Annotated in this window: 12 protein-coding genes; 8 read left to right on the top strand and 4 right to left on the bottom strand. The window is 65.1% G+C overall.

Translation table 11 applies throughout. From position 1 onward, the window contains the following. Positions 1-94: 94 nt before the first annotated feature. From waaA to ACZ9H4_RS05965, 4 genes are all read right to left on the bottom strand, one after another. Positions 95-1408, bottom strand: a complete 1314-nt coding sequence (waaA, locus tag ACZ9H4_RS05980) for a lipid IV(A) 3-deoxy-D-manno-octulosonic acid transferase (RefSeq protein ID WP_476118474.1) — start codon at positions 1406-1408, stop codon at positions 95-97. A gap of 109 nt (positions 1409-1517) precedes the next feature. Beyond that, positions 1518-2402: a Kdo hydroxylase KdoO gene (locus ACZ9H4_RS05975; protein ID WP_408144452.1), complete on the bottom strand. Its 885-nt coding sequence runs from the start codon at positions 2400-2402 to the stop codon at positions 1518-1520. A 48-nt stretch (positions 2403-2450) separates the two neighbouring features. Continuing rightward, positions 2451-3452 carry a lipopolysaccharide heptosyltransferase I gene (gene waaC, locus ACZ9H4_RS05970; RefSeq protein WP_408144450.1) on the bottom strand — a complete coding sequence of 334 codons (1002 nt, stop codon included), beginning with the start codon at positions 3450-3452 and terminating at the stop codon, positions 2451-2453. 251 nt (positions 3453-3703) lie between these two features. Further along, positions 3704-5098, bottom strand: coding sequence for a phosphomannomutase/phosphoglucomutase (locus tag ACZ9H4_RS05965; protein ID WP_408144448.1), 1395 nt, complete (start codon positions 5096-5098; stop codon positions 3704-3706). 290 nt (positions 5099-5388) lie between these two features. Between ACZ9H4_RS05965 and ACZ9H4_RS05960 the strand changes: the two genes are divergently transcribed. The 8 genes from ACZ9H4_RS05960 (at position 5389) to ACZ9H4_RS05925 (ending at position 14920) form a co-directional block, all read left to right on the top strand. Continuing rightward, a complete protein-coding gene (locus ACZ9H4_RS05960; protein ID WP_408144446.1) occupies positions 5389-6651 on the top strand; it encodes an oligosaccharide flippase family protein in 1263 nt (420 codons plus the stop codon). Next, positions 6648-7478 carry a glycosyltransferase gene (locus tag ACZ9H4_RS05955; RefSeq protein WP_476118473.1) on the top strand — a complete coding sequence of 277 codons (831 nt, stop codon included), beginning with the start codon at positions 6648-6650 and terminating at the stop codon, positions 7476-7478. The genes ACZ9H4_RS05960 and ACZ9H4_RS05955 overlap by 4 nt, the downstream gene beginning before the upstream one ends. A gap of 38 nt (positions 7479-7516) precedes the next feature. Beyond that, complete coding sequence (locus ACZ9H4_RS05950; RefSeq protein WP_408144442.1) at positions 7517-8665, top strand: glycosyltransferase family 4 protein; 1149 nt, start codon at positions 7517-7519, stop codon at positions 8663-8665. Between the two features lie 13 nt (positions 8666-8678). Then, a complete protein-coding gene (galE, locus tag ACZ9H4_RS05945) occupies positions 8679-9701 on the top strand; it encodes a UDP-glucose 4-epimerase GalE (protein WP_476118472.1) in 1023 nt (340 codons plus the stop codon). Positions 9702-9957: 256 nt separating this feature from the next. Next, positions 9958-11172 carry an ABC transporter substrate-binding protein gene (locus ACZ9H4_RS05940; RefSeq protein WP_476118471.1) on the top strand — a complete coding sequence of 405 codons (1215 nt, stop codon included), beginning with the start codon at positions 9958-9960 and terminating at the stop codon, positions 11170-11172. Positions 11173-11323: 151 nt separating this feature from the next. Continuing rightward, complete coding sequence (locus ACZ9H4_RS05935; RefSeq protein WP_408144437.1) at positions 11324-12199, top strand: branched-chain amino acid ABC transporter permease; 876 nt, start codon at positions 11324-11326, stop codon at positions 12197-12199. 8 nt (positions 12200-12207) lie between these two features. Then, entirely contained in the window at positions 12208-14148 is a 1941-nt protein-coding gene (locus ACZ9H4_RS05930) for a branched-chain amino acid ABC transporter ATP-binding protein/permease (RefSeq protein WP_476118470.1), read from the top strand. A 37-nt stretch (positions 14149-14185) separates the two neighbouring features. Beyond that, positions 14186-14920, top strand: a complete 735-nt coding sequence (locus ACZ9H4_RS05925; protein WP_408144433.1) for an ABC transporter ATP-binding protein — start codon at positions 14186-14188, stop codon at positions 14918-14920. Positions 14921-14940 lie beyond the last annotated feature (20 nt).

Below are 14940 nucleotides of genomic sequence, written 5' to 3'. Positions count from 1 at the left end.
CCGCAGTTGCATGAGCCCAATCTGCGCAGAATATGGTATTTATTGACGAGCGGAGCGATGAACCGCGCTCCGCGTGTCACGGCGCCCCGTCCCCTCACTCCGGCACCAACGCCATCAACACATCCACCGTCCGCGCCGTGGCCCCGCGATGCCGCGCGGCGAATGCCGACGCCGCGCCGCCCATCGCGAGCCGCCGCGCCTTGTCGCCGAACAGTTCGCGCAACGCTCGCGCCAGATCGGCCGGGTCCTGCACCTGCACCGCGGCGCCCGCCGCGACCGCATCCGCGGTGGCTTGCGTGAAGTTGAACACGTGCGGCCCGATCAGCACCGGCACACCAACGGCGCACGCTTCGATCAGATTCTGCCCGCCGAGCGGCAGCAGACTTCCGCCGATAAACGCCAGATCCGCGGCGGCATAGTAAGCGCCCAATTCACCCATCGAATCGCCAAGCAGCACCGTCACCCCGGCTGGCAACGTCGGCACGGCGCCACCCGTCGCCATGCCCGCCGACGCCACCTTCGCATCCGGCGCCCACGTCGAACGCCGTTCGAGCCGCAGCCCCGCTTTCTCGACCAACGCCGCCACTTCATTGAAACGCTGCGGATGACGCGGCACCAGAATCAGCAGCGCGTCCTCGACATTCAGCGCCGCGAACGCCTGCAACACCAGCGCCTCTTCCCCCTCGCGCGTGCTTGCCGCGACCCACACCGGCCGCGTGCCGATCGCCGCACGCCACGCATGACCGCGCGCCGCCAGCTCCGGCGGCGTGCTCATATCGAACTTCAGATTGCCGAGCACCGCGACGTTGCGCGCGCCGAGCGCGGTGAGCCGCTCGGCATCCGAGGGACTCTGCGCGAGCACGCGCGAGAACCCGCCGAACACGTCCTTGGTCGCGCCGCCGAATTTGGCCGCGCGCTTATACGAGCGCGCCGACATCCGCGCATTGGTCAGCACGAGCGGCACATCCGCGCGACGGCATTCGTCGATCAACGTCGGCCACACTTCGGTTTCCATCACCAGACCGACCGAGGGACGCCACGCACGCAGGAAACGTCGCACCGCATGCGGCATGTCGTACGGCAGATAGCTGCGCAACACGCGGTCGCCGAAAATCTCCGTGCCGGTGGCGCGACCGCTCGGCGTCATGTGGGTCAACAGAATGCGCGCGTCGGGACGCGCCTTGATCAGCGCTTCGATCAGCGGCTGCGCGGCGCGCGTCTCGCCGACCGACACCGCATGCACCCAGATCAGCGGCCCGTTGTCCTCGGGCAAACGCCCGCGCGAATAGCCGAAGCGCTCGCCGATATGCTCGCGGTAACCGCGTTCCTTGCGCGAACGGATCAACAGACGCAGCACGGCGAGCGGCGCGATGATCCACCAGAGCGCGTTATAAATCGCCCTCAGCATCGGCACTCCGCGAAGGCGAAAGCCGCAGCCTCCCGCGCAGGTTCCGCATTCTTCACGCGCTCGAACGCACAGGCGCGCGCGCCTCGCCCCGCCATCAGGAAAGCGGCGCTCAAACCAGCGCCCTGCCCTTCAGGCGTTCGAGAATGCCGAGCGGCGCGCATTCGGGCTGCGCCATCGCCTTGACCGGCAGGAAGAAAGTCTGCTCCAGCATGAACTGGCCGGACATCACCGCGTGCGAGGTCTGGTCGGAGAAACACACCCACACGCAGCCCGGCGGAAACGGCATGGTCTCCTGCGGGCTCGACTTCTGATAGTCGAGATCGGCCTTCATGCCGTCGTGCAGATGCAGCATCAGATGGTCGTACTCGCTGCGCGGCGACTTGGTCACGTGCAGCAGATTCAGCAGCCATGCCGCGCCCGGCATCTGCGGCTTGATGCGCGGCAGGAAGCGCCTCGCCATGTCCTCGAATGGCTCGCCGACGCGCCACACGCGCGGCGCGCCGTGCGGGTTGACGTTGGTGAACACGCGCAGAATCCGCTCGCCGTAGTTGGGCCGCGACGGAAACGCGTCGACGTGCAGCCGGCTGTCGTCCTTGCGCCATGAGGTTTCGCGCGTTTCCACCTGATGCAGCCGCAAGCTGGTCGGCGCGACGCGCAGCCGGCCGTTGTATTCGGGAAAGAGCCCGTCGACCAGCGTGCGGGCATTGGTCTGATAGCGCGCGATCAATGCGCGCACCGCGGATTGCGTGACGGCGTCGCCGGCCACGCCGTGCAACGCGCCGCCGTTGGGTTCGAGGCTGATGTTCTTGCGGCTCGGATCGGCGAGCGCGGGATCGAGCAGCGCCTGTTCGCCGCCTTCGATCGCAAAGCGCAGGTTCGGGAAGTACAGCACCTTGCCGCGTTCGACGCCGGCAAGCAGCGTCTCGCGCGGCACGGACAGGTTGCGTGCGTGCCAGTCGGCGTTCGCTACTTCGATGATCTGGGTTTCGTTCATGGTCGCCCTTGAGAACGGAGGGTGCGCAAGGCGAAGCGCACCGACGGGTTACAGCAGGCCAAAACCGGCCAGCGCCGACTTGACCTGCTGCAGCGTGGGCGGCTGCCCGGCCGAGCCGAGATTGACGACGTTCGGCGACCAGTATCCGCCAGTGCGCCACGCGGTCGAGAAATTGTACAACTCGACCGTGGGCCGCTTCAGCGCCGCCGCGATGTGAACCAGACCTGTGTCAACGCCGACCGTCGCCGCCGCGCCTTCGATCAGGCCGACCACCGCGGGCAACGACAGCTTCGGCGGCACGATCGCCGCCGCGCCGAATTCCTTCGCGAGACGCTCGCTGGTCGCGCGCTCGGCGTCGCTGCCCCACGGCAGCACGATCGACGCGCCACGCCGCACCAGCGACTGCCCCAACTCGATCCACGCGGTGTCGGGCCATTGCTTGTCGGCGCGCGAGGTCGCGTGCACGAACACGACGTACGGTACCGGCAGGTTCAGATTCGCCTCCGACAACGCCAGCGCCGCGCGCCCGGTGTCGAGACCGAAGTCGATTTCGTCGGTGGGTTGTGGCTGCGGGTCGTTCAGCGCCGCGGCAACCAGTTGCCGCGTGCGTTCGACCACATGGGTGCGCGGCTCGATCGGCACGCGCTTGTCGTAGAAGAAACGCACCGGCCATTCGAAGCCCGCGCCGTCGGTGCGGTTCGCGAGGCCGACGAGCGGCCCGCGCGCCATGCTCGCGACCCACGCGGTCTTGATGAGCCCCTGGCAGTCGATCACGAGATCGTAGTGCTCGGCGGCGAGCGCGCGCCGGAACGCGCCGATCTCGCGCCAGTTGTCGACCGACAGGATGCGCTTGCGCCAGCGCCGCAATGAAACGGGAATCGCCCGTCGCACGCCGGTGACGAGTTGCACGAGCCCGACGAAGCTTTCCTCGACGAGCCAGTCGATCTGCGCATCCGGATGGCGGCGTCGGATGTCGGCGATCACCGGCATGTTGTGAACGACGTCGCCGAGAGACGACACCCTCACGATGAGTATCTTTTGCACGCTCAAGAGTGAGAAAACCGGCTATCCGGCCCGAAGATGCGTTGAGAGAGCCCCAACCTGCCGCTGCGCGTCAGGCTCCCCAAGGGATGAGAAAGTGTGGGACGGCCCGGCGCTTTCTCACGAGGACCGCAATTTTAGCGCGTCGCATGTCAAAGACATGAAAAAACGCGGCGCGGTAATTAAACCCGCGCCGCGTTCAACCGCGGCGCCGCTTCGGGCCAGGCGAACCCAGCCGAACCGCGCCGCCGCTTCAGCCGTTAGAACGGCAGTTTCGCGTCGGCCTTCTCCGCGAGAATCACGCGGCGGAAGTCTTCCTGGATGCGTTTGAGCGCCGCGTCGTTATCGGCTTCGAAACGCATCACCACGACCGGCGTGGTGTTCGACGAACGCGCGAGGCCGAAGCCGTCCGGATATTCGACGCGCAGGCCGTCGATCTTCACGACGTCGTCCGCGCCGGTGAACTTCGCGTTCTGCTGCAAGCGCGCGATCAGTTCGAAATTCTCGCCCTCTTCGAGCTTCAGTTGCAGCTCCGGCGTGGAGTTCGAGTTCGGCAGCGAGTTCAGCAGCTTGCTCGGATCGGCGACGCGCGTGAGGATTTCGAGCAGACGTGCGCCCGTGTACAGGCCGTCGTCGAAACCGTACCAGCGGTCCTTGAAGAACACGTGGCCGCTCATTTCACCCGCGAGCGGCGCGCCGGTTTCACGCAGCTTCGCCTTCACGAGCGAGTGGCCCGTTTTCCACATCAGCGGCTCGCCGCCCTTGTCCTTCACCCACTTCGCGAGGTTGCGCGTGCACTTCACGTCGTAAATGATCTGCGCGCCCTTGTTGCGCGACAGCACTTCTTCGGCGAACAGCATCAGTTGGCGGTCCGGATAGATGATCTGGCCATCTTTGGTGACGACGCCGAGGCGGTCGCCGTCGCCGTCGAACGCGAAGCCGATTTCCGCATCCGTTTCCTTCAGCGCGCGAATCACGTCCTGGAGGTTTTCCGGGTGCGCCGGGTCCGGGTGATGATTCGGGAAGTTGCCGTCGATCTCGGTGAACAGTTCGACCAGTTCGCAGCCGAGCTTTTTGAACAGCTTCGGTGCGAGGCCGCCGGCCACGCCGTTGCCGGTGTCGACGACGATCTTCATCGGGCGCGCGAGCTTGATGTCGCTGGCGATGCGATCGAGATACGCATCGGCAATGTCGTACTCGGTGTAGGTGCCGCTGCCGTCGCTGAAGTTTTCGTCGACGATGCGCTGGTGCAGCGCGAGGATCTGTTCGCCGTAAATGGCCGCACCGCGCAGGACCATCTTGAAGCCGTTGTAGTCAGGCGGATTGTGGCTGCCCGTCACGACGATACACGAGTCGACGCGGCGCTCGCCGCCCGCGAGCTGCAACGGCACGCTGGCCGCGAAGTAGCCGACCGGCGTCGGCACCATGCCGACGTTGACCACGTCGACACCAGCCGCACGCAGACCGTCCGACAATGCCTGAATCAGCTCGGGACCCGACAGGCGTCCGTCGCGCGCGACGACGACCGCGTCGCCGCCCTGTGCGCGCACTTCGCTGCCGAATGCGCGGCCGATGGAGCGTGCGGCATCGGCGTCGAGCGTCTTGCCGATCACGCCGCGAATGTCATACGCCTTGAAAATGGATTTGGAGATCATGTTGGCTCACTTACGTGCAATGGAAAATTTTGACCGGCGCACCGCTGACCATCGGTAAAACTAGCGGTAATACGAGCGATGAAAAGTAGCACTGACATGCTGCGGTGCGCCCTTGCCGGAAGCGATCCGGTTCCAACTTATAATTGCGTTCTTCTGACCCGCCTGAATAACGCCATTCTAATGCTTAGACGCCCTCCATTTGTAAAGTTGCCGCTACAGTCGGCCGGGTGGGCGAACGCGCGCAGTGCCGCTGCGCATTCCGCATACGTGCTCCGGCAAACGGCCAGCGGATGCTGACGCTCAAACGCTTCGCCAATCCCGACGTCACGCGCGCCTTCACGAACATTGTCTGGCTCGGGCTCGAAAGACTCACACAAATCGGTGTCGCGATTGTGATCAGCGGCATGCTGGCGCGCTACTTCGGGCCGGATGTATTCGGCAAATGGCAATACGCGAACACGCTGCTGCTGGTGCTCTCGCCGATCACCTGGGTGTGCGGCGCGGAGATTCTCGTGCCCACGATCGTCAACCGGCCGCCCGCGCAACTCGGCACCGTGCTCGGCAGCGCGTTCGTGTTGCGCTTTGCCGTGTCGGTCGGCGCGTTGCTGCTCACGTGGCTCGGCATCGCGCTGCATGTGTTCGAGCCGCTCGTCGGCGCCATGCTCGCGGGCCTCGCGGTCACCATGCTGTTTCGCGAGCCGTTCGTCGGTGTGATCAACGCGTGGCTGCAAAGCCTGACCTACAGCAAGCCGCAGTTGCTCACCAGCATGAGCACCGCCGTGCTCAAGGCCGGCTGCGTATATCTGCTGGTGCGCGCGGCGGCGGCGCCCGCGCGCTTCGGCTGGCTGTGGGCGCTCGAATCCGCGGCGATCGGCGCGGTGCTGCTGATCTACTTCGTGCGCCGCCACGGCGGCCGGCTGAACTGGCGCTTCGACCGTTCGCTCTTCGCGCATTTCGCGAGCGCGGGCACCGTGTTCTGGCTCGGCCTGATCTGTATGTATCTGTTCCTGAAACTGGATCGCCTGATGCTCGAACGGGCCATTTCGTTCGCTGACCTCGGACGCTATTCCGCCGCCCAGCAGTTGAACGAAAACTGGATCACGCTCGCGCTGATGCTCGCCCAGACCATCGCGCCCGCATTCGTCTACCGCGTGCAGGAGGCCGCGCGACTGCGCCGCAATATGTGGCGGCTCACCGCGATGACCGCCGCATTGATGGTGAGCGGCGCGCTCGTGCTGGACCTGCTCGCCGGTGTCATCATTCGCCGCGTGTTCGGACCGGACTTCGAAGGTGCGATCGACATCTTCCGCTGGGCCGTGTGGCTGTCCGTGCCGGCCGGCATCGAAGCGATCGGCAATCTTATCGTACTGAAGTATCAGGCGAGGTTCGTGTTGCTGTCCAAATGGCTGCTCGCACTGGCCGTCGCGTTCGTGGTGAATCTGCTGGCAATCCCGCGGCTCGGCGCTTATGGCGCGTTGGTGGGTCTCGCGGCCGGCTATCTGGCGGCCGCGTCGGTTAATCTTTATTACATCCGTTTCAAATTGCGCCCATGACGAACGCATCCGCCACCGCGCAAACCGCTCTCGACGACGTCGCGGTGCTAATGCCCGCGTACAACGGCCAGGCCGACGTCGATCTCACGCTCGCCTCGTTCAGTGAAAGTGCGCTGGTGCACGTACTGATCGTCGATGACGGCAGCACGCCGCCGATCGTCGCGCCGGCGCTCGCGAACATGAAGATCGACGTGCTGCGCATGGCGCAGAACGGGGGCATCGAGCGCGCGTTGCAAACCGGCATCGACGCGCTCGCGCAACGCGGCTTCCGCTATGCCGCGCGCATCGACGCGGGCGACCGCAGCGTGCCGCAACGGCTCGCGAAGCAGCGCGCGTTCATGCAGGCGCATCCGAACGTGGCCGGGCTCGGCATGTGGACCCAGGTCGTCACGCGCGCGGGCGAGCCGCTCTTCATGCTGACGCCGCCCGCCGAGCCGAACGCGATCCGCCGCGTGCGCTTCTTCCGCTCATGCTTCGCGCATCCTTCGATGATGCTGCGCATCGACGCCGTGCGCGCGGTCGGCAACTACCGCGCCGAGTACCGCTCCGCCGAAGATCTCGATCTGTTCGTACGTCTGATGGAACGCTATGACTGCGCGAATCTGCCGGAACTCGGGCTCTATTACGAACTGAACGAAGGCGGCATCAGCGCGACCAAACGGCGCCGCCAGATTACCTCGACAATGCGTTTGCAATTGCGCTACTTCAACGCCGCCAATCCGTACGACTGGCTCGGCCTCGCGAAAAATCTACTGCATCTGGTGATGCCGTACCGCGCGCTGCAGCGGGTCAAACGCGTGCTGCTCGCGCCGCGCGCGAGTCACTGACCCTCCACCGTCCCATTCACCGCCGAACCCGCTCCCGCATGAAGCCTGCCCTGAAGTCGACGCCCGCGCTGCGTATTACACTCGTTTGCAATACTGCCTGGGCAATCTATACCTATCGGCAAGGACTGATCCGCATGTTGGTGGGGCGCGGCGTCGACGTGACGGTGCTCGCGCCGCGCGACCGCACCTTCGAGCTGCTCACCGCGATGGGCTGCCGCTGCATCGAGTTGCCGGTTGCCTCCAAGGGCACCAATCCGCGCGACGATCTGCGCACGCTCGCGTCGCTCTACCGGCAATACCGGACGATCCGCCCGCACGTGGTGTTTCACTACACGATCAAGCCGAACATCTACGGCTCGATCGCCGCGAAGCTCGCGGGCGTGCAGTCGGTCGCGGTCACGACCGGGCTCGGCTACGTGTTCATCCAGCAGAGCCGCGCCGCGCAGGTGGCGAAAAAATTGTATCGTTTCGCGTTCCGCTTCCCGCGCGAAGTCTGGTTTCTGAATCGCGACGACCAGGACGCGTTTGTCGAGCAGAATTTGTTGGTGCATCCTGAGCGGGCGCGGCTGCTGCACGGCGAAGGCGTCGATCTCGAACAGTTCGCGTTCGCACCGTTGCCTGAGCGGCCGGAGTTTAAATTCGTGCTGATCGGGCGGCTCCTATGGGACAAGGGCGTCGGCGAATATGTAGAGGCCGCGCGCCGGTTGCGTGAACGATATCCGCACGCGCGGTTCCAACTGCTCGGCCCGGTGGGCGTCGACAATCCGAGCGCGATCACGCGCGACGAAGTGGCGGCGTGGGAGCGGGAAGGCATCATCGAGTATCCTGGTGAAGCGCACGACGTGCGTCCCTTCATCGCCGATGCCGATTGCATCGTGTTGCCGTCGTATCGTGAAGGCGTGCCGCGCACGCTGATGGAAGCGTCGGCGATGGGCCGCCCGATCGTCACGACCGACGTGCCGGGTTGCCGCGAGGTGGTGGCCGACGGCGTCAACGGTTTGCTGTGCGAAGCGCGCAGCGTAGAAAGCCTCGCCACGCAACTCGCGCGCATGCTCGACATGAGCCACGCCGAACGACGCGCGATGGCGGAACGCGGCCGGCAGAAAGTCGCGCAAGAATTCGACGAACGGGTCGTCGTCGAAACATATAAAGACCTGGTGCAGAAAATGACGGGCGTTTTACTTTAACGGAGCAAACAGCATGACCACGAAGGGCACGATTCTGGTAACGGGCGGCGCCGGCTTCATCGGCTCGCATACTTGTGTCGAACTGCTCAACGGCGGCTACGACGTCGTGGTGATCGACAATCTCGTGAACAGCAACCGCGAATCGCTGCGGCGCGTGGAAAAAATCACCGGCCGCGCCGTGACCTTCTACGACAACGACGCGCGCGACGTCGACGCGCTCAACCGTATTTTCGATGCGCACCCGATCACGGGCGCGATTCACTTCGCCGCGCTGAAGGCGGTGGGCGAATCGGTCGCGAAGCCGATCGAGTACTACAGCAACAATGTCGGCAGCCTGCTGGCGCTGCTCGGCGTGATGCGCGACCGCAACGTCAGGCAGTTCGTGTTCAGTTCGTCGGCAACGGTGTACGGCGTGCCGAAAAGCTCGCCGATCGATGAATCCTTCCCGCTGTCGGCCACCAATCCGTACGGCCAGTCGAAGCTGATCGCCGAGCAGGTATTGCGCGACCTGGAACTGTCCGATCCGTCGTGGCGCATCGCCACGCTGCGCTACTTCAACCCGGTCGGCGCGCACGAGAGCGGTCTGATCGGCGAAGATCCGGCCGGCATTCCGAACAACCTGATGCCGTATGTCGCGCAGGTGGCGGTCGGCAAGCTCGACAAGCTGCGCGTGTTCGGCGGCGACTATGAAACGCCCGACGGCACCGGCGTGCGCGACTACATCCACGTGGTCGATCTGGCGCGCGGGCACCTCGCCGCGCTCGACGCGCTGGTCAAGCGCGACGCGAGCCTCGTCGTGAACCTCGGCACGGGCCAGGGCTATAGCGTGCTGGACGTGGTGCGCGCGTTCGAAAAGGCGTCGGGCAAGCCGGTGCCGTACGAGATCGTCGCGCGCCGTCCGGGCGACGTCGCGTCGTGCTTCGCCGATCCGGCGGCCGCCGAGAACATCATCGGCTGGCGCGCGCAGTTCGGCATCGAACGGATGTGCGCGGATCACTGGCGCTGGCAGTCGAGCAATCCGCGCGGATTTGCCTGACGCGGCCACGGCAACCCACCGGTTGCCGGAAAAATCGACGGGGGCGCGAGCGGGTCCGGCAGGTTGTACCGCACGGACTGCGCCGCCGTCGATTGCGGGATTGCACCAAGCGGGTAAGTCCGAATATTACTAATCCTTTACGATTTCCTATACTGCTTCACCGACGCGACGGTCAGGCTTCCTAAGAACGTCCGGTCGGCGCGCATGGGAGCCGAATCGAGGCTCCGTGCAGAAAAGACATGCTACGGAGACTGCTATGGGAATTCGCTTGAAGAGCGTGGTGAGCGCGCTCGCGCTGTATGCCTTCGCCAACGTCAGCTACGCGGCCGACCCGATCAAGATCGGCGTCGACGGACCCTTCACCGGCGGGTCGTCTTCGATGGGCGTGAGCATGCGCGACGGCGTGCGTCTTGCCGCCGCTGAGATCAACAAGGGCGGCGGCGTGCTGGGCCGCCAGATCGTGCTGGTCGAGCGCGACGACGAAGCGAAAAACGAACGCGGCGTGCAGATCGCGCAAGAGCTGATCAACAAGGAAAAAGTCGTCGCGGTGGTCGGCTACATCAACACCGGCGTCGCGCTCGCCTCGCAGCGCTTCTTCCAGGAAGCAAAGATTCCCGTCTTCAACAACGTCGCGACCGGCAGTATCGTGACGAAGCAATTCACCGATCAGCCCGATAACTACGTGTTCCGCAATGCCGCCGCGGACCGCATTCAGGCGCCGATGATCGTCGACGAGGCCGTCACCAAGCGCGGCTTCAAGAAAGTGGCGATTCTCGCCGACTCGACCAATTACGGCCAGCTCGGCCGCGAAGACCTCGAAAAAGCGCTCGCCGCGAAAGGCGTGAAGCCGGTCGCCGTCGAAAAATTCAACATCAAGGACGTCGACATGACCGCGCAGCTGCTCAAGGCCAAGGAGGCCGGCGCTGAAGCGGTGCTGACGTACGGCATCGGGCCGGAGCTCGCCCAGATCGCCAACGGCATGGCCAAGCTCGGCTGGAAAGTGCCGCTGATCGGCAGCTGGACGCTCTCCATGGCGAACTACATCGACAACGCGAGCACCAACGGCGAAGGCGCGCGCATGCCGCAGACCTTCATTCAGGAAGCCAATACGCCGAAACGCAAGGCATTCATCGACGCGTACCTGAAGGAATTCAAGCCGAAGAACAATCGCATCGACTCGCCGGTCTCCGCCGCGCAGGGCTATGACTCGATCTACCTGCTGGCCGCCGCCATCACCCAGGCCGGTTCGACCGACGGCCCGAAAGTGCGCGCCGCGCTCGAAAACCTCAATACCAAGGTGGAAGGCGTCGTGATGGTCTACGACAAGCCGTTCACGCACGACGACCACGAAGCGATCAGCCCGAACGTGCCGGTGGTCGGCGAGGTCAAGGGCGGCCGCGTGATCTATGCGTACGAGGCCGACCGCAAGGGCGGCAGCCAGCTGCGCACCAAGCAGGCGTCGTCGAACTAGGCGCGTATCGACGCGGGCCCGACGCGCACCTCGCGCCGGGCCCGTGGCCAAGCCGCGCGCATAACGCGCGGCAGCACGCTCCGGGAGCCGCACCCGCCTGACGGCGGGCGCGGCTCTGCCTCATACGCGGTGAATACGAAGGCGCTCGACGATGGCCATTCTTCTGCAGCTCATCTATAGCGGCATTGCGCTCGGCATGATCTACGCCGTGATCGCATTCGGCTATCAACTCACGTTCGCCACGTCCGGCACGCTGAACTTCGGCCAGGGCGACGCGCTGATGCTCGGCGCGCTGGTCGGCCTTACGCTGGTGTCATTGGGTGTCAATTACTGGCTGATGATTCCGCTCGTCTGCCTGTTCGGCCTGCTGCAAGGCGCGTTCGTCGAGCGGATCGGCGTGCGGCCCGCGATCAGGATCAAATCCGAATTCGGCTGGATCATGTCGACCATCGCGCTCGGCATCATCTTCAAGAACGTCGCGGAAAACGTCTGGGGCCGCGACGATCTGCGCTTTCCGTCGCCGCTGCCGGAAGCGCCGCTCAAGGTGCTCGGCGCGAACGTGCTGCCGATGGAACTGCTGGTGGTCGGCGGCGCACTCGTGATGATGCTGGCGGTCGAGTTCTTCAACCGCAAGACGATTTTCGGCAAGGCGGTGGTGGCCACCGCGAACGACCGCGACGCCGCCGCGCTGATGGGCATCAACACCGGCCTCGTGATCACGTTTTCGTATGCGCTGTCGTCGCTGACGGCCGCGTTCGCCGGCGTGCTGATCGCCCCGCTCACGCTGACCGGCGCGACGATGGGCGCGGTGCTCGGGCTCAAGGCGTTCGCGGTGGCGATCATCGGGGGGCTGTCGAGCGGGCTCGGCATCGTGGTGGGCGGCGTGATTCTCGGGATTGCGGAGACCACCACGGGCTTCTATATCTCCACCGGCTACAAGGACGTGCCGGGGCTCGTGCTGCTGCTGATCGTGCTCGCGCTGAAACCCGCCGGCCTGTTCGGCAAGACCTCGATCAAGAAAGTGTGAGGCCCGCCGTGAATCTGAAGAAACTCATTGCGTCGGCTCTGGCGCTGGTCGCGCTCGCGGTGTTCCCGGTGCTGTCGGGCAACCCGTACTACATCCATCTGTTCGAGACCATCATGATCTACGCGATCCTGCTGTTCGGTCTCGACATCGTGGTCGGCTATACCGGCCAGGTTTCGCTCGGTCATGCGGGGCTGTTCGGGGTCGGCGCTTATACGGCGGGCGTACTGTTCATCAAGCTCGGCATGCCGTTTTTCGTCACCGCGCCGCTCGCGATCCTGATCACGGCCGGCTTCGGCGCGATTCTCGCGCTGCCTGCGCTGCGCGTGTCCGGCCCGTACCTCGCGATGGTCACGCTCGCGTTCGGCACGATCCTGCAGATTCTCATCAACGAGATGGATTTTCTGACCAACGGGCCGATGGGCGTGAAGATTCCGAAGCCGTCGCTCGGCGGCCGGCCGATGAACGAAGTCGAATACTACTGGCTCGTCGCGGCGCTGCTGGTGGTGTCGCTGATCGTCGTGCACCGCGTGCTCAAGTCGCACCTGGGCCGCGCGTTCGAAGCGCTGCGCGACAGCCCGATCGCGTCGGACTGCATGGGCGTGTCGGTCTATCGCTACAAGGTCTACGCGTTCGTGATCAGCGCGGGCTTCGCGGGGTTGGCCGGCTGCCTCTATTCGTATTCGGAGCAGTACATCTCGCCGAACACCTACAACTTCGAGCTGACCATCCTGTTCCTGCTCGCGATCATCATGGGCGGACGCAAGACGCGCACCGGTGCGCTGCTCGGCTCCGCGATCATCGTGCTGCTGCCCAAACTGCTCGACGACATCGACATGTTCCGCATCGTCGCGTCGGTGCTGGCGGCGGTGGTCGTGATCGGCGCGGGCGTGGCGCTCGCGCGCAAGGTATCGACGCCGCGCAAGGTGGCGATTCCGGTGCTCGGCACGGTCGGGCTCGCCGCGTTCTCGTACCGCATCGACACGCTCGCCGACTGGCGGCTGACGATCTTCGGCCTGATGATCCTGCTCGTCGTGTACTACCTGCAGGACGGCGTGGTCGGCTTCGTGCGCAAGATCGTGCTGCATGGCCGGGTGCGCACGGTCACCGTCGATACGACGGCGCCCACGACGGTCGGCGGCGATGCGATTCAGGCCGTGCAGGCGGGCGGCACCGAAGACATCCTGCAGTTGCGCGGCATCCTGATGCAGTTCAGCGGCCTGAAGGCGCTCAACAATGTCGATCTGAGCGTGCAGCGCGGCACGATTCACGGGCTGATCGGCCCGAACGGCTCCGGCAAGAGCACGATGATGAACGTGCTGACCGGCATCTACGTGCCGACCGCCGGCACGCTCGACTATCGCGGCACGTCGCTCGCCGGCAAGACCTCGGCGCAGATCGCGCTGGCGGGCATCGCGCGCACGTTTCAGAACGTGCAGCTGTTCGGCGAGATGACCGCGCTCGAAAACGTGCTGGTCGGTCTGCATCACACGTTCCGCGCCAATCTCGCCGACGTCGGGCTGATGTCGCGGCGCTACCGGCGCGAGGAAGCAGCCGCCCGCGAGCGCGCGTTCGGCATGCTGCGTTTCGTCGGGCTGGAGAAGGTGGCCGGCGAGGAAGCGCGCAACCTGCCCTACGGCAAGCAGCGGCTGCTCGAAATCGCGCGGGCGCTCGCGCTCGATCCGCAAGTGCTGCTGCTCGATGAACCGGCCGCGGGCCTCACCGCGCCGGACATCAAGGAGCTGATCGCGATCATCCGCAAAGTGCGCGATCACGGCATCACGGTCGTGCTGATCGAGCATCACATGGACGTCGTGATGAGCGTGTGCGACCGCGTGTCGGTGCTCGACTTCGGGCAGAAGATCGCGGAAGGCAATCCGGCCGAGGTCCAGTCGGACGAAAAAGTCATCGAGGCTTATCTCGGCGGCCAGGCGGCCGGGCAAGCGGCCTGAGCGGCGCGCACAGGTCTTGAGACTCACAGGAACACACATGCTATCGATCAGAAATCTGCATGCGGGCTATGGCAAGGTCAAAGTGCTGCACGGCATTTCGATCGACGTGCCGAAGGCGTCGGTCGTCACGCTGATCGGCTCGAACGGCGCAGGCAAAACCACCACGATGCGCGCGATCTCCGGGATGATCCGTCCGAGCGCGGGTGAAATCACGATGGGCGTGGGCGCGAGCGCGAAGCGGATCGACGCGCTCGACTCGCACCGCATCGCGCGGCTCGGCCTTGCGCATTCGCCGGAAGGCCGGCGCGTGTTCGCGACGATGAGCGTGACCGACAATCTGATTCTCGGCGCGTTTCCGCGCCTCACATGGGCCCGGCCGCGCGGCGACGTGAACGCCGATCTGGAGCGCGCGATCGAACTGTTCCCGCGTCTGAAGGAGCGGCGCAATCAACTGGCCGGCACGCTGTCCGGCGGCGAGCAGCAGATGCTGGCGATGGCGCGCGCGATCATGCTGAACCCCGAACTCGTGCTGCTCGACGAACCGTCGATGGGGCTCGCGCCGATTCTCGTCGAAGAGGTGTTTCGCATCATCGAGAATCTGAAGGGCCAGGGCGTGACGATGCTGCTGGTCGAGCAGTTCGCCGCGGCGGCGCTCAATGTGGCCGATTACGGTTACGTGCTGGAAAACGGCCGGATCGCCGCGCATGGGCCGGCGCTGCAATTGCGTAACGATCCGTCGGTGAAGGCGGCTTATCTGGGCACGAGTCATTGACTCGACGGGCATGAGCCGTC

It is taken from the genome of Paraburkholderia sp. TE9906, assembly GCF_056279605.1.
This window is presented reverse-complemented; position numbering and strand designations above follow the sequence as displayed.

Bases quoted from the DNA above. Each gene is read 5' to 3' on its own strand.
- galE (WP_476118472.1), top strand. From the start codon at position 8,679: ATGACCACGAAGGGCACGATTCTGGTAACGGGCGGCGCCGGCTTCATC.
- ACZ9H4_RS05975 (WP_408144452.1), bottom strand. From the start codon at position 2,402: ATGAACGAAACCCAGATCATCGAAGTAGCGAACGCCGACTGGCACGCA.
- ACZ9H4_RS05935 (WP_408144437.1), top strand. From the start codon at position 11,324: ATGGCCATTCTTCTGCAGCTCATCTATAGCGGCATTGCGCTCGGCATG.
- ACZ9H4_RS05960 (WP_408144446.1), top strand. From the start codon at position 5,389: ATGCTGACGCTCAAACGCTTCGCCAATCCCGACGTCACGCGCGCCTTC.
- ACZ9H4_RS05965 (WP_408144448.1), bottom strand. From the start codon at position 5,098: ATGATCTCCAAATCCATTTTCAAGGCGTATGACATTCGCGGCGTGATC.
- waaA (WP_476118474.1), bottom strand. From the start codon at position 1,408: ATGCTGAGGGCGATTTATAACGCGCTCTGGTGGATCATCGCGCCGCTC.
- ACZ9H4_RS05925 (WP_408144433.1), top strand. From the start codon at position 14,186: ATGCTATCGATCAGAAATCTGCATGCGGGCTATGGCAAGGTCAAAGTG.
- ACZ9H4_RS05955 (WP_476118473.1), top strand. From the start codon at position 6,648: ATGACGAACGCATCCGCCACCGCGCAAACCGCTCTCGACGACGTCGCG.
- ACZ9H4_RS05940 (WP_476118471.1), top strand. From the start codon at position 9,958: ATGGGAATTCGCTTGAAGAGCGTGGTGAGCGCGCTCGCGCTGTATGCC.
- ACZ9H4_RS05950 (WP_408144442.1), top strand. From the start codon at position 7,517: ATGAAGCCTGCCCTGAAGTCGACGCCCGCGCTGCGTATTACACTCGTT.